Source organism: Atlantibacter sp. MEI4A-1023, assembly GCF_056155425.1.
The window spans coordinates 670,977-685,290 of sequence record NZ_CM149568.1 but is presented as its reverse complement, the minus strand read 5'-3'; the positions used below and the strand labels follow the sequence as shown (position 1 = coordinate 685,290).

The following is a 14,314-nucleotide window of genomic DNA, read 5'->3' as shown; positions in this document are numbered from 1 at the left end:
ATTATTTACGATCTGTTGCCTGGGCCACGTCGCCAACTGGACAGAGGTGTTACCAACGTATTTTAAAACAATAGTTTATCTAAAATTTCCTGAAAGCGTGTTTTTGTCGTCGTTTATCTTCGGTGTGATCGCAGTATTGGTTTAAGTTATAGTTCACAAATTATTGGTTCACGAGATTTTCCCATGCTTGAAACTACGCTGTTTGTCGCCACTATCGCCGCCCTCGGCATGCTTTCACCGGGACCGGATTTCTTTCTGGTTATCAAAAATGCCGCTATCTATCAGCGTAGTGCGGCGCTCATGACGGCGCTGGGCGTGATTTTAGGTGTGATGACCCATATGGCCTATTGTGTAGCGGGTATTGCCGTTGTCATTACCACCACGCCCTGGCTGTTCCAGATGCTGAAATACGTTGGCGCAGCCTACCTGGTGTGGCTCGGCCTGAACGCGCTATTGTCACGCGGCGGCAGCAAGATGGACGTCGCCAGCGCCGAACCGCAACGGGCATCGCTGAAGAAAGCATTTATCCAGGGCTATATGTGCAACTTGCTGAACCCGAAAGCCACCCTGTTCTTCCTGGCGATGTTCACCCAGGTGCTGAACGTCAATTCCGGCCTGATGGAAAAACTGTGGTATGCCGGGATTATCGTGGGCTTATCGGTGCTTTACTGGCCTGCGCTGGTGATGCTGATCCAGAGCGCGCCGGTACGCCGCGGCCTGGCGAAAGCGCAGAAGATTATCGATAAACTGCTCGGCGGGATGCTGCTGGCGCTGGGCATTAAAGTCGCTCTGAGCTAAAACGACGTTCTAACGCCCCGGCATGCCGGGGCGTTTTTATTTACGGCGTCGGCTGGCTCTCCGGCGCATCATCCGGGTTCCCGGTGTGTTTACCCTCTTTGGTGCCCTGCCAGCCATGACGCTGGATCACCGACAGATGCGCGCGGTCCTCGCTGATAATCTCTGTCAGCATGGCGCTGGTGCGCTTGTACACGTCAGCGCGCGCCGCCGTGTCGTGCGCGCCCTGCGCCATCTCTTCCACCATCTGGGTGTTATAGCGGCGAAACAGATCGGCTCGCTCACGCGCTTCATAGGGCCCCACGCCAAGCTGTTCCAGCGCCAGGCGGCCAACTTTTAATGCACCTTCGAAGGTTTCACGTTCCGGCAGCGTTACGCCCGCTTCGCGTAAGCGGATGTAATGATCCACATCGCGCGCCCTGGCGATGATTTGCAGTTTTGGAAAATGCTCCTTTACCAGCTCGGTTAATTGCAGGCTGGCCTGCGGATCGTCGATGGCGTTAATGATCACTTCCGCCTTCGCTGCGCCAGCGGATTCCAGCAAATCTACCCGCGTGGCATCGCCGTAAAACACCTTCATGCCGAATTTACGCAGCGTTTCGATATGGTCCGGGTCGTGATCGAGTACCACCATTTTTACACCGCTGGATAACAGCAAACGGCCCGAGATCTGCCCGAAGCGCCCGAACCCCGCGACAATCACTCTCGGCTGTTCTTCATCGATTTCGTCGGCATCGCGCGCCTGCGCCGAATCGTTTTTCTCCAGCCGCGTCAGCAGAACCAGCAGTATCGGTGTTGCGGCCATTGAGAGCGCCACCGCCAGCGTCAGGGATTTCGCCCAGGTCACATCCAGCACCTGCGCGGTTTGCGCCGCGCCAAAAATCACAAAGGCAAATTCACTCCCCTGCCCCAGCAGCACGGCAAACCAGCGGTATTGTTTGCGCGGCACGCCCAACGGCCGGGCGATAAGCCATAGCATTACGGTCTTAATGACCAGGAAGCCAACTAACAGCACCAGGATGCGCAGCGGGTTGTCGATCAGCGTACCGAAGTCGATAGACATGCCGACGCCAATAAAGAACAGCCCCAGCAGCAGCCCTTTAAACGGCTCGATATCACTTTCCAGCGCATGGCGGTATTCCGAGCTCGCCAGCAGAACGCCCGCTAAAAACGCGCCCATCGCCATCGACAGCCCGGCTTCTTCGAGCAGCAAACCAAAGCCGAAGACCAGGAACAGCGCCACGGCGCTGAACACTTCGCGTAAACCGGATCGCGCCACAAAGCGCAGCGCCGGACGCGCCACATAGCGCCCAAGCATTACCACCAGCGCCAGCGCGCCCACCACCTTTAATGCCGACAGGGTAAACGCACCGAGTGTGGTGGCGGCCCCGCTGCTGGCTAATAGCGGGATCATCGCTACCAGCGGAATGGCGGCGATATCCTGGAACAACAGCACGGCAAAGGTGCTGCGTCCAAGCTGAGAAACCGTGAGGTTGCGTTCGTTCATCGCCTGCATCGCAATGGCGGTAGAGGAAAGCGCCAGCGTCAGGCCAATCAGTACGGCAATTTTCCAGGAAAGCCCCAGCGCCACGCAAAAGCCGCCGAGCGCCAACCCGCATGCCGCCATTTGCAATACGCCGCCGCCGAATACCGAGGCACGCAGTTTCCACAGGCGCTGCGGATCGAGTTCCAGGCCAATCACAAACAGCATGAGCACCACGCCGATTTCCGCGAAGTGAAGGATCGACTCGGCGTCAGTGACCAGCCGCAATCCCCACGGGCCAATCAGGCAGCCAGCGATTAGATAACCCAGTACCGATCCAAGCCCCAGGCGCACAGCAATCGGCACAATCAGCGCGGCGGAACCCAGATAGATCAGCGCCTGAATCAGGGTATGGCTATCCATGGTGCGTCTCCTGCCAGTTGATGAGCCGCTGTCTATAGTGCCTGGCCTGTGCCGCGAGGGTTTCATCGTCGCAGATAAAGGTGCAGTGCATGGCGAACGGCGGCAGCCAGCGCATCCCGCAATAGAGCGCCGTGGCCTGAAGCGGTTGCGCCAGGACGTCAAAACCGGGGTGATCGCCAATGTCGAAGTGATTGTCTCCACCGCCTGTGGTGACGGCCCACATCAGGGTTTTGCCTTTTAGCGCGCAGGCGTCGTGCCCGTAGGCCCAGCCGTGCGAAAGCACTTTATCGATCCACAGTTTGAGTAAGGGCGGAATGCTGTACCACTGCATCGGGTGCTGCAACACAATCAGATCGGCCCGCTCCAGCACCTGCTGTTCGGCAGCGATATCAATAGTGAAGTCAGGGTAAAGTTGGTACAACGAGCGGATTTCGACGCCGTCCAGCGCCTCCACCTGCTCAATCATCCGCTTATTGGCATGGGAATGCTGCGGATAAGGATGGGCATAAATAATTAAAATCATGTCGTTCTCGTTTCGCTAATGCATTCAATAACGATAAGCGATTTTTAAAGAAAACGACATGAGAGGCGAACCCGCTATTTTGTGTGGGAATAGCGGGTGCGCGTGCAGTGTAAATTAGTTATCCAGTTCACTCATAGATTTAACCTGATCGCGGTTAATCTGCTCGGTTTTACCGGTTTCGGCATTTTCATAAGAGACCAGCCCGGTATCGCTATCCACTTCAGGTTTACCATCGGTAACAATCGTGCTGCCGTCGGTGGTTTTAACCGACTGGTTAGAAGAGCAACCGCTAATAAACAACAGCGCGCTGGCGGCTAAAATAGGGGTAATAAGGATTTTCGCTCGCATGGTTTTCTCCCGTGCATTGCAGTGTATTTATCGTATTTACCCTCTAACTATAGTTGCCCGAACGAAACGGTGGCGCGAAAACAGAACACTCTTAGCGCGCCACGCTGCGTTATCAGGATTTATCCGCCGGATAACCGTCTTTATAAATAACAGTTTTGGTGATTTTCCCGTTCGCGTCATAGGCCGAGACTTCACCATTAGCGAGTCCATTTTTATAATTAATGACCGTGCGTAATTTCCCGTCCTGGGTATATCCCTGTGATTTACCTTCCGCTTTGCAATTCACCAGCGGCGTATGGGTACGTAATTGACCGTTGGGATAATAAAGATCGATGTATTCGTTAAAGCAGCGGTTTTTTACTACGGTTTCGAATTTTTTATTGCCGTTATCATAACGCTCAATCAGTTTTCCTTCCGGTACGTTGTCCGCCACCGAAATGGAGGGCGCGTCTAGTTTATGATTTTGCAGATCTTTCTGCGTGGTCCCCTTTGCATACTCAGGGGTCATCCCCATCGCATCAATCGTATTCGTCACGGAGGAAGAGAATTCGGCGCAGCCTGCGAGCAGCAGGGAAAACGACATAATTACCAGTGCACGTTGCAAAATGATCTCCTTAATAAGTGCATTCCTGCGGGCACGATAATTTTAGCCGAGGAACAATCGGCTGCCGGAAATCCATCATATTTGGTAGGGGAAAATAATAACGAAGGGAAATCAGTAACGCGAAAACCACGCCTCACCGCGACGACGCTCAATAATATAAACGCTTCGCGGTGAAGGTTTCGCCTGACACATACCGGGCTTAAATATCATCAGTAGTATGATTAACGACAATTTCCAGGGTCTTACGAATGATGTCGCCCTTCACCGCATCCTCGGTGGTTTTCAGCGCTGCCATCAATCGCACGATAATAGCTTTATTAGTGAGCAGCTCTTGCGAAGCGATAATGCTGTTTACCACAGTACCGAGCAGCAAAGACTCTTCGGCCAGCATTTCCCCAGCGTTACGGAAATAGTTGGACAGCGCAGTATCGTGCACGTTGGTATAGGCATCTGATTGTTTAATCATTACCTGGCTCATTTACTTACATCCTTATTCATGAGTGATGAGATGCAGTCAGTGTTTTTTACTGTTGCCTGGCTGCGGGCTGTCGCTGAACAACGGGTAAACGTTACCCGTGCTTTTTCTGGCATCCCTGCCCAACGCGTTTTCATCAGGAGCTGTATTGTGCCGCGTTGTGACCACGGTATTACTCACTTCAGCGATAACCTTAACAATTAAGTCGCGTCGCTGAACGTCGGTTTCACCGGACTTCATTGCCCGCAACTTCCTGATGAGGGCCTGAAAATTGACAGGCAGGTTTTCCTTAAGCAGGAAGAGAACTGCCTCACCAATAATTTCATCTGTCAGTTGCTCACTTTCACTTCTATTCATAACTGCGTCTCTGATTGCCGCATTCTTCCGGTCGGATACGCGGCATTGAGGCAGTTATCCGGGGAAGAAGGTCAGCTCCAGGTAGGCCAACCTCTGTGTAACCTGAGTATTACTCCCGCCAGAATTGACTTAATAACCAGGTAGCCAGTCGCTATTAGGCGGTTTCGTCATGGCGCTCAAAAAGCAGGCCAATCAACGTATGGTAGTGACTTTCCTCTTCCGGCCCGGATGCCTGTTCGAGCCGGCGGAGTAATTTGGTGCAGATAGCCTTCCGGCTCAGATTGCGGCCATCCCGAAGGATCTCCACTGCAATCTGCCCGAGCGTTTCCTGCTGGGATGGCAATGCCGCCTTAGTGAAATAACGGGCAATGGCATTAGCGCTTCCCGGAAGGTAACCGTTCTGTTGCATATGTCACTCCAGTAATATTCAGAATCAGTAAAGTTTAAGGAAAGTATACAAGATGACTAAAGTTGTACATCGAAATTGTACAAACGCACAAGGCTTTTTTAGCGATATTATTAAAAAAACCTTAAATTCAATCAGATAAAAACAATGTTTTTTCTCTATGAGCGGGTTGTACAACACCGTATACGGTGAAAATCGATACATCTCACAAATCTCGCCTCAGAATATATCCTGTATCTTATCCAGGGATATTTAACAATTAGCTTGCCAACCAATTAAGATGTAAAAAAATTGTTTATAAACAGCGGGCTGCCTGCGAGCTATCTGAAATAAAGCCATTTTGCGCCGCGCATCCGCCCCGGTTGATTAAGATAAGCCTTAATCATGACAAGACCTCGCGTGAGTCATCTGATACTGTGGCGCTTCATACACCTACCTGGAATTGTCATGCTCACCACTATCATTTATCGCAGCCATATCTGCGACAACGTTCCGGTTAAAACGCTGGAAGAAATGGTCGACGCAGCAAATAACAAAAATGGTCATGCCGACGTTACCGGCATTCTGCTGTTTAACGGCACGCATTTTTTTCAACTGCTTGAAGGGCCAGAAGAAAGTGTGCTGACAATCTATCGTCATATTTGCGAAGACGTGCGCCATTACAACGTGGTGGAACTGCTGCGGGATTACGCGCCCGCGCGGCGTTTTGGTAAGTCGGGGATGGAACTGTTTGATTTACGAGAGCATGACAGTAACCAGGTGCTTCAGACGGTGCTGGACAAGGGTACGTCAAAGTACCAGCTAACTTATGACGACCGCGCATTGCAGTTTTTCCGTACCTTTGTCGAGTCCCGGGAAAAGGAAAACTACTTTGAAATCCCGGCGGCTGACTCCTGGGATTTCGTTCCTGATGATAGCGCAGTCGAACCCGTGGCGGCGCAGCCCGGGAATTGCAGTTTCGCCTTCCAGCCGATTATCGACCCACTTGCCCAGGAAGTGGTCTCGCTGGAAGCGCTACTGCGCACACCGGATGGCGGTTCGCCGCAGGCCTGGTTTGCAGAACTGGCTGGCGATGAGGTTTACCAGGCGGATCTTGAAAGCAAAACCGTCGCCTTTGCGATGGCTGCTGCCTTGAATATCGGCAAACAAAGCCTGTCGGTTAACCTGCTGCCGATGACATTAGTGAAGATCCCCGGCGCGGTGGAATTTCTGGTTCATGAAATTCATCAGCACGGGCTGGTACCGGATCAGATTATCGTCGAGTTCACCGAACAAGAGATTATCTCGCGTCTTGAAGAATTCACTGGGGCTATCCGCCAGTTGAAAGCCGCCGGTATTCGCGTGGCAATTGACCATTTCGGCGCTGGCTTTGCCGGTCTTTCGCTACTGGCCCGCTTTCAGCCGGAGCGTATTAAGATCAACCGTGAACTGATCGAGGATGTTCATAAGAGCGGCCCACGGCAGGCGATCATTTTAGGCATTATCAAAAGTTGTACATCATTGGAAATTTCGGTGTGCGCTGTGGGCGTTGAAAAACCGGAAGAGTGGATGTGGCTGGAGTCAGCAGGCATTTCGCTGTTTCAGGGGCATCTGTTTGCCCGTCCGGCATTTGCAGGGATCCCCGCCGTGGCATGGCCGGAGAAAAAAGCTGGTTTTTGAATAACTCACCTCGCGTTGTTGTCTGAAAGGAAAAATTTGTTGGGATAATCATCAGCAAGACGCGAGGAAACTTATTACACTCTTTAGTGCCAATTTTCATAACACCTGAGGCGGTTCGTGATAGCGAATAGAGTTCAAGGTTATACAACAGAAAATGATTTGTACAAGATGTACAAATTAGTTAGTTTGGAACATGGACGCCCCGGTTTGAGTATGAGTGATTCAATGGCCTTTTACAGTATTGGCGAAGTCGCTGAACGATGCGGAATAAATCCTGTCACACTGCGCGCCTGGCAGAGACGCTATGGATTGTTCAAACCTCAGCGCAGTGAAGGTGGGCATCGTCAATTTGATGAAACAGATATTCAGCGTATCGAAGAGATAAAGCGCTGGATACAGAGCGGCGTTCCTGTTGGGAAAGTCAAAGCGCTGCTGGAAGAAAGCCATAGCATTGAGCATGACAACTGGGGATCCTATCAGGAAGAGATGATGGCCGTGTTGCGCCATGCCCGTCCCGCAAAAATCCGCGCCGCAATCTTAGCGGCAGGCCGTCAGCACTCCGCCGACGCGCTTATCGATCACATTATTATTCCCGTGCGCCAACGGCTTCGGCTCGATCAAAATACCGCCCGGGCGATTTGCAGCATGTTAGATGGCGTGCTGATTGATTACGCGGTGTCATCACTGGCAGAGTCACGCAAAAAATCGGCAAAAGAAGCGTTACTGATTGGCTGGGACTGCGACGATCGTACCCGGCTGTGGCTGGAAGCCTGGCGGCTTTCACAACGGGGATGGAATATCGACGTACTGTCGGAACCGCTGGAAGCCCCGCGCCCGGAACTGTTTCCCGGTCAGCATATCTTTGTCTGGACAGGCAAAGCCCTGTCGCTACGTCAGCAGGAACAGTTAACCCACTGGCAGGAACAGGGCTTTGATATTGCGTTCCACGGCGTTTAACATGCACCCCGTCGATTAATTTACCTCCGGGGTGCGGCTTGCGCCGTTTCACTTATTTTGTGATTTGCGCGTGCATCTCCTGTACGGAAATCACTTTTTCCTTCGCATCCGCATTCAACGCCATCGCCGTCGCGAAACCGCCGTTCAGCGTGGTGTCGTAGTGCACTTTATACTGCAACGCGCTGCGGCGAATCAGTTTGGAATCCTCAATCGCCTGGCGTCCTGCGGTGGTGTTGATGATATAGGTGTACTCGCCATTCTTGATACGGTCCTGAATGTGCGGACGGCCTTCATGCACTTTGTTCACCAGACGCGGGTTAATGCCTGCTTCGCCCAGCACAATCGCAGTACCGTGAGTGGCATCCAGTTCGAAGCCCTGCTTCAGCAGTTTCGCCGCCAGGTCCACTACGCGCTCTTTATCGCCTTCACGAACCGACAGCAGTGCGCGACCGGATTTCTTCATGGTCGAGTTACTGCCCAGTTGCGCTTTGGCAAACGCTTCCGCGAAGGTGCGGCCCACGCCCATCACTTCGCCGGTAGAGCGCATTTCCGGCCCTAACAGCGGGTCAACGCCCGGGAATTTGTTGAACGGCAGCACCACTTCCTTCACCGAGTAGTACGGCGGGATGATCTCTTTAGTGACACCCTGCTCGGCCAGCGTTTTGCCTGCCATCACGCGCGCGGCAACTTTCGCCAGCGCCACGCCGGTGGCTTTGGAGACAAACGGCACGGTACGTGCGGCGCGTGGGTTTACTTCAATCAGGTACACTTCGTTGTCTTTCACCGCGAACTGCACGTTCATAAGACCGCGTACCTGCAATTCCATCGCCAGTTTTTGCACCTGCTGGCGCATCACGTTCTGAATATCCTGGCTCAGGGTGTAGGCCGGCAGCGAACAGGCGGAGTCGCCGGAGTGAACGCCCGCCTGCTCGATATGCTCCATGATGCCGCCAATCAGCACCATTTCGCCGTCGCAGATGGCGTCAACGTCCACTTCCACCGCGTCGTCGAGGAAACGGTCCAACAGTACCGGCGCATCGTTAGACACACTGACCGCCGTCAGGAAGTAGCGGCGCAGGTCGGATTCGTCATAAACGATTTCCATCGCGCGGCCACCCAGTACGTAAGATGGACGCACCACCAGCGGATAGCCGATTTGCGCGGCTTTCTCTACCGCCTGCTCAATGGCGGTCACGGTGGCGTTAGCCGGCTGTTTCAGCTTCAGGCGATCCACTGCCTGCTGGAAGCGCTCGCGGTCTTCCGCACGGTCGATGGCGTCCGGGCTGGTGCCGATAATCGGCACGCCTGCGGCTTCCAGCTCACGCGCCAGTTTCAGCGGCGTCTGACCGCCATACTGAACGATAACGCCTTTCGGCTTCTCGATACGTACGATTTCCAGCACGTCTTCCAGGGTCACCGGTTCGAAGTAGAGACGGTCAGAGGTGTCGTAATCGGTAGAGACGGTTTCCGGGTTGCAGTTAACCATGATGGTTTCATAACCATCTTCACGCAGCGCCAGCGAAGCGTGTACGCAGCAGTAGTCAAACTCGATGCCCTGTCCGATACGGTTCGGCCCACCGCCCAGCACCATGATTTTTTCGCGATCCGGGTTCGGGCGCGATTCGCATTCATCTTCATAGGTGGAGTACATGTAAGCGGTATCGGTGGAAAACTCCGCCGCACAGGTATCCACGCGTTTGTATACCGGATGGAGCTTGTACTGTTCACGCAGCTTACGGATTTCCGATTCACGTACGCCGACCAGTTTTGCCAGGCGCGCGTCGGCGAAACCTTTGCGCTTCAGGGTCCACATAAAATCTGCCGTCAGGCCGGTGATGCCGACATCCGCCACCTGCTCTTCCAGGCGAACCAGCTCCTCGATTTGCACCAGGAACCAGCGGTCAATATTGGTCAGGTTGAATACGCCATCAACCGACAGGCCGGCGCGGAAGGCGTCGGCAATGTACCAGATACGCTCGGCGCCTGCGTCTTTCAGCTCGCGGCGGATTTTGGTCAGCGCGTCCGGCTCATCCAGATTCACTTTCGGGTCAAAGCCGGTTGCCCCCACTTCCAGGCCGCGCAGCGCTTTCTGCATTGACTCCTGCTGGGTGCGGCCAATCGCCATCACTTCGCCCACCGATTTCATCTGAGTCGTCAGACGGTCGTTAGCACCCGCGAATTTTTCGAAGTTAAAGCGTGGGATTTTGGTGACCACATAATCGATGGACGGTTCAAACGACGCCGGAGTACGGCCGCCGGTGATGTCGTTCATCAATTCGTCCAGGGTGTAACCCACCGCCAGTTTCGCTGCCACTTTGGCAATCGGGAAACCGGTCGCTTTCGAGGCCAGTGCAGAAGAACGCGACACACGCGGGTTCATTTCGATAACAATCAGGCGACCATTTTTCGGGTTCACCGCAAACTGCACGTTGGAGCCGCCGGTTTCCACGCCGATTTCACGCAGTACCGCCATTGAGGCGTTACGCATGATTTGGTATTCCTTATCGGTCAGGGTCTGGGCCGGGGCGACGGTGATGGAATCGCCGGTATGAATGCCCATGGCGTCGAAGTTTTCGATGGAGCAGACAATGATGCAGTTGTCGTTTTTATCGCGCACCACTTCCATCTCGTACTCTTTCCAGCCGATCAGCGATTCGTCGATCAGCAGTTCGTTGGTCGGAGAGAGATCCAGGCCGCGCTCGCAAATCTCTTCAAACTCTTCGCGGTTATAAGCGATACCGCCGCCGGTACCGCCCATAGTAAAGGACGGGCGGATGATGCACGGATAACCCACATCTGCCGCGACCGCCAGCGCTTCTTCCATAGTATGCGCAATACCGGAACGCGCGGTGTCGAGGCCGATTTTCTTCATGGCGACGTCAAAACGACGGCGGTCTTCCGCTTTATCGATAGCGTCTGCGGTCGCACCAATCATGGTGACGCCGAATTCCGCCAGCACGCCCTGACGCTCCAGTTCCAGCGCGCAGTTCAGCGCCGTCTGACCGCCCATGGTTGGCAGCACCGCGTCCGGACGTTCTTTCTCGATGATTTTACGCACCACTTCCCAGTGAATCGGCTCGATATAGGTCGCATCGGCCATTTCCGGGTCGGTCATGATGGTTGCCGGGTTGGAGTTTACCAGGATAACGCGGTAACCCTCTTCGCGCAGCGCTTTACACGCCTGGGCACCCGAGTAGTCGAATTCGCAGGCCTGGCCGATGACAATCGGGCCAGCGCCAAGGATCAGGATGCTTTTTATGTCTGTACGTTTTGGCATGGCTCTTTTCTCCTGATTATTTGGCGTTCTTGCGGTACTGCTCAATTAACGCAATAAAATGGTCAAACAGCGGCGCGGCGTCGTGCGGGCCGGGGCTGGCTTCCGGGTGTCCCTGGAAGCTGAATGCCGCTTTATCGGTGCGATGGATGCCTTGCAGCGTGCCATCGAACAGGGATTTGTGGGTGATGCGCAGCGTGGCAGGCAACGTAGCTTCATCTACTGCGAAGCCGTGGTTCTGCGCGGTAATCAGCACGGTGTTGTTTTCAACGTTTTTCACCGGGTGGTTGCCACCGTGGTGGCCGAACTTCATTTTCACGGTTTTCGCACCGCTGGCCAGCGCCAGCAACTGGTGCCCCAGGCAGATGCCGAATACCGGAATATCCGTTTCCAGGAAGGTTTTAATCGCCTCGATAGCGTAGTCGCACGGAGCCGGGTCGCCTGGGCCGTTGGAGAGGAAAATCCCGTCCGGGTTCATCTTCAGTACGTCAGCCGCCGGGGTCTGCGCTGGCACCACCGTCAGGCGGCAGCCGCGATCCACCAGCATACGCAGAATGTTACGCTTCACACCGTAATCGTAAGCCACCACGTGGAATGACAGTTCCTCGTCGGTTTTGGCTTCCGGCAAACCGTTTGTCAGTTCCCAGCTTCCCTGGGTCCAACGGTAGGGCTCGTTGGTGGTGACTTCTTTCGCCAAATCCATTCCGCTCAGGCCCGGGAAGCCTTTGGCTTTCTCCAGCGCCAGTGCGGCATCCAGATTGTCGCCAGCAATAATGCAGCCGTTCTGCGCGCCCTTCTCGCTCAGCAGGCGGGTCAGCTTGCGGGTATCCACATCAGCGATGGCCACGATATTGTGACGCTTCAGGTAAGAAGAGAGGTCTTCGGTATTGCGGAAGTTGCTGGCAATCAGCGGCAGGTCACGAATGACGAGGCCTTGCGCATGTACCTGGGAAGATTCTTCATCTGCCGGGTTAGTACCGACATTACCAATATGGGGATAAGTGAGAGTGACAATCTGGCGGGAGTAGGAAGGATCAGTGAGGATTTCTTGATAACCGGTCATTGAAGTATTGAAAACGACTTCCCCTACTGCCGTACCTGATGCCCCTATGGCCCGACCGTAGAATTGGGTTCCGTCTTCCAGAACCAACAGCGCTGACTTAATCAAAACGTCCTCCAGGGAATAAACAGTCAATTTATCTGCATATTAATTCATTTAGTATGAATGAATCAACGCAAATACGCTTGCCCGGTGAATTTTTGGCAAACGGCGGCATTCTAAGGAGAGGATGGGCAAAAGTCTACCCTGAAAACGGGATTTTTCAGGTATTTTTGTCAACCACAGAGAAATAAAGGAGGATAAGCGCTAAAAAACCGATCAAACCTGGTCACGAAACCGATTAACACGCGTATTAAATGTTAAATCTGCCTCAGGCACCACTAAAAAGTGGACCAAATGGTCAAAATTTACAATAAAATAACACCAAACCACACGAAAACATTCAAAAACAGCCTGTTCACTAATTAAAACAGACAAACCCTATAAAAAATAAAGGATGATAAAATATCACCCTTTCAATCAATGGACTACGATTGTAATAACTACATCACGATGGGTAAAAAATACTATAAGTTATTCAAATCCAGTACATCCCGCATATCAAAAAGGCCGTTCTTCTCCGCATTGACCCATAATGCGGAGCGAATAGCGCCATTTGCAAACGTCATACGGCTTGATGCCTTATGAGTAATCTCCACGCGCTCGCCGATATCCGCAAACATCGCCGTATGTTCGCCAATAATGTCGCCTGCGCGCACCGTCGCGAATCCAATGGTGCCCGGCTGACGTTCGCCGGTATGGCCTTCACGGGTATACACCGCGCAGTCCTTAAGATCTTTGTTTAACGCATCCGCAATCGCCTCACCCATAGCCAGCGCGGTGCCGGATGGCGCATCCACTTTATGGCGGTGATGCGCTTCGATAATCTCAATGTCGGTGTAGTTGCCCATCACTTTGGCCGCTTTCTCCAGCAGTTTCAGCATCACGTTTACGCCTACGCTGAAGTTGGCGGCGAACACGATGCCGATATCCGTGCTGGCGTCGCGGATCGCCTGCTTGCCCGCTTCATCAAAACCCGTGGTGCCGATCACCATGCCTTTTTGATGCGCGCGGCAGAATGCCAGGTGCTGCAATGTGCCTTCCGGACGGGTGAAATCGATAAATACGTCGAAATCGTTGACCACAGACTCAAGGCTGGACTGAATCAGCACACCTGTTTTGCCTGCGCCTGCCAGCTCTCCGGCATCGCTACCCACCAGCGAAGAACCCTCACGCTCCAGCGCTGCGCCAAGAACCACCCCTTCCATTTGCAGCGCCGCCTGAATCAGTTGCCGTCCCATACGGCCGCCTGCTCCCGCGATAGCTACGCGAACCTGTGCATCATGCATATCGTTACTCTTTATGTTTAAAAATGACCTGGTACTGAGTTTCAGGTTAACGGCTCTAAGAACGCGCTGCCAACCTAAAACACCGATGATTAGAAATTTACGTCAAAAGCATATTGATATCAGTAAATGCCATTAATCCCTTACTCAATGACAGGATTAATTCACCTTTGACAGTGCGCCCTACTTATTATGTGGATTTGCTGTCCATTTGTTTACAGCTTCTTATGTAACAGCGTTCCTTTTAAGCACAGATACACTTTGCAGACCACGATCACATTCTTATAAAATTTTAATTCGCTAACAAACCTGTCGATAAGGCGAGAACCCATACCTATCGGCTAAGCTGTTTTTTTAAACCAATCGTTTTGATTATTGCGAAATAAAAACCCATGCAGGGTCACCGGGTTACTGCCCTTTTCTGTTAGCGCGAAAGCCAAAACGGTGGCGGAAAACACGCAAAAAACGATAAATTGTATCGTCTCAGTACGCAATAAATGACAAACAAAATGATAAGCCTGGTAATTATCCCCCTTGAGGAATAATAAATATTTATCAGGATCGC

The 14,314-nt window shown here is 53.0% G+C and carries 13 protein-coding genes; 3 read left to right on the top strand and 10 right to left on the bottom strand.

The annotated features are described in order from the left end of the window. Positions 1-183 precede the first annotated feature (183 nt). Entirely contained in the window at positions 184-798 is a 615-nt protein-coding gene (locus ACVV26_RS03325; protein WP_474799992.1) for a LysE family transporter, read from the top strand. A 40-nt stretch (positions 799-838) separates the two neighbouring features. Here the strand turns inward: ACVV26_RS03325 and kefC are convergent, their stop codons facing one another. The 7 genes from kefC to ycgZ all read right to left on the bottom strand — a co-directional run bounded on the left by kefC (position 839) and on the right by ycgZ (position 5,417). Further along, a complete protein-coding gene (gene kefC / locus ACVV26_RS03320; protein ID WP_474799990.1) occupies positions 839-2,701 on the bottom strand; it encodes a glutathione-regulated potassium-efflux system protein KefC in 1,863 nt (620 codons plus the stop codon). Beyond that, positions 2,694-3,224, bottom strand: coding sequence for a glutathione-regulated potassium-efflux system oxidoreductase KefF (kefF, locus tag ACVV26_RS03315; RefSeq protein ID WP_474799988.1), 531 nt, complete (start codon positions 3,222-3,224; stop codon positions 2,694-2,696). Before kefF ends, kefC begins: the two co-directional genes overlap by 8 nt. 114 nt (positions 3,225-3,338) lie before the next feature. After that, a complete protein-coding gene (locus ACVV26_RS03310; RefSeq protein WP_312980493.1) occupies positions 3,339-3,572 on the bottom strand; it encodes a YgdI/YgdR family lipoprotein in 234 nt (77 codons plus the stop codon). Positions 3,573-3,684: 112 nt separating this feature from the next. Further along, positions 3,685-4,176, bottom strand: a complete 492-nt coding sequence (locus tag ACVV26_RS03305; RefSeq protein WP_474799987.1) for a toxin-antitoxin system YwqK family antitoxin — start codon at positions 4,174-4,176, stop codon at positions 3,685-3,687. A gap of 199 nt (positions 4,177-4,375) precedes the next feature. Beyond that, a complete protein-coding gene (locus ACVV26_RS03300) occupies positions 4,376-4,642 on the bottom strand; it encodes a biofilm development regulator YmgB/AriR family protein (protein WP_474799985.1) in 267 nt (88 codons plus the stop codon). 48 nt (positions 4,643-4,690) lie between these two features. Further along, positions 4,691-5,008 carry a hypothetical protein gene (locus ACVV26_RS03295; protein ID WP_474799983.1) on the bottom strand — a complete coding sequence of 106 codons (318 nt, stop codon included), beginning with the start codon at positions 5,006-5,008 and terminating at the stop codon, positions 4,691-4,693. A gap of 154 nt (positions 5,009-5,162) precedes the next feature. Continuing rightward, positions 5,163-5,417, bottom strand: coding sequence for a regulatory protein YcgZ (ycgZ, locus tag ACVV26_RS03290; RefSeq protein ID WP_474799981.1), 255 nt, complete (start codon positions 5,415-5,417; stop codon positions 5,163-5,165). 444 nt (positions 5,418-5,861) lie between these two features. On the opposite strand from ycgZ, the gene ACVV26_RS03285 reads away from it, so the two are divergent. Together ACVV26_RS03285 and ACVV26_RS03280 are read left to right on the top strand one after the other, a co-directional pair. After that, positions 5,862-7,073, top strand: a complete 1,212-nt coding sequence (locus tag ACVV26_RS03285; protein ID WP_474799979.1) for a diguanylate phosphodiesterase — start codon at positions 5,862-5,864, stop codon at positions 7,071-7,073. 225 nt (positions 7,074-7,298) lie between these two features. Further along, on the top strand, positions 7,299-8,030 hold the full coding sequence (locus tag ACVV26_RS03280) for a MerR family transcriptional regulator (RefSeq protein WP_474801709.1): 732 nt from the start codon (positions 7,299-7,301) through the stop codon (positions 8,028-8,030). Positions 8,031-8,082: 52 nt separating this feature from the next. On the opposite strand, the gene carB is transcribed toward ACVV26_RS03280, so the two are convergent. From carB to dapB, 3 genes are all read right to left on the bottom strand, one after another. After that, positions 8,083-11,307, bottom strand: coding sequence for a carbamoyl-phosphate synthase large subunit (gene carB / locus ACVV26_RS03275; RefSeq protein WP_474799978.1), 3,225 nt, complete (start codon positions 11,305-11,307; stop codon positions 8,083-8,085). Between the two features lie 16 nt (positions 11,308-11,323). Further along, complete coding sequence (gene carA / locus ACVV26_RS03270; protein ID WP_474799976.1) at positions 11,324-12,472, bottom strand: glutamine-hydrolyzing carbamoyl-phosphate synthase small subunit; 1,149 nt, start codon at positions 12,470-12,472, stop codon at positions 11,324-11,326. 458 nt (positions 12,473-12,930) lie between these two features. Continuing rightward, on the bottom strand, positions 12,931-13,752 hold the full coding sequence (gene dapB, locus ACVV26_RS03265) for a 4-hydroxy-tetrahydrodipicolinate reductase (protein ID WP_474799975.1): 822 nt from the start codon (positions 13,750-13,752) through the stop codon (positions 12,931-12,933). Positions 13,753-14,314: the final 562 nt, after the last annotated feature.

Excerpts from the sequence above, each read along its gene's own strand:
- ACVV26_RS03325 (WP_474799992.1), top strand. The coding sequence starts at position 184 with ATGCTTGAAACTACGCTGTTTGTCGCCACTATCGCCGCCCTCGGCATG.
- kefC (WP_474799990.1), bottom strand. The coding sequence starts at position 2,701 with ATGGATAGCCATACCCTGATTCAGGCGCTGATCTATCTGGGTTCCGCC.
- kefF (WP_474799988.1), bottom strand. The coding sequence starts at position 3,224 with ATGATTTTAATTATTTATGCCCATCCTTATCCGCAGCATTCCCATGCC.
- ACVV26_RS03310 (WP_312980493.1), bottom strand. The coding sequence starts at position 3,572 with ATGCGAGCGAAAATCCTTATTACCCCTATTTTAGCCGCCAGCGCGCTG.
- ACVV26_RS03300 (WP_474799985.1), bottom strand. The coding sequence starts at position 4,642 with ATGATTAAACAATCAGATGCCTATACCAACGTGCACGATACTGCGCTG.
- ACVV26_RS03295 (WP_474799983.1), bottom strand. The coding sequence starts at position 5,008 with ATGAATAGAAGTGAAAGTGAGCAACTGACAGATGAAATTATTGGTGAG.
- ycgZ (WP_474799981.1), bottom strand. The coding sequence starts at position 5,417 with ATGCAACAGAACGGTTACCTTCCGGGAAGCGCTAATGCCATTGCCCGT.
- ACVV26_RS03285 (WP_474799979.1), top strand. The coding sequence starts at position 5,862 with ATGCTCACCACTATCATTTATCGCAGCCATATCTGCGACAACGTTCCG.
- ACVV26_RS03280 (WP_474801709.1), top strand. The coding sequence starts at position 7,299 with ATGGCCTTTTACAGTATTGGCGAAGTCGCTGAACGATGCGGAATAAAT.
- carB (WP_474799978.1), bottom strand. The coding sequence starts at position 11,307 with ATGCCAAAACGTACAGACATAAAAAGCATCCTGATCCTTGGCGCTGGC.
- dapB (WP_474799975.1), bottom strand. The coding sequence starts at position 13,752 with ATGCATGATGCACAGGTTCGCGTAGCTATCGCGGGAGCAGGCGGCCGT.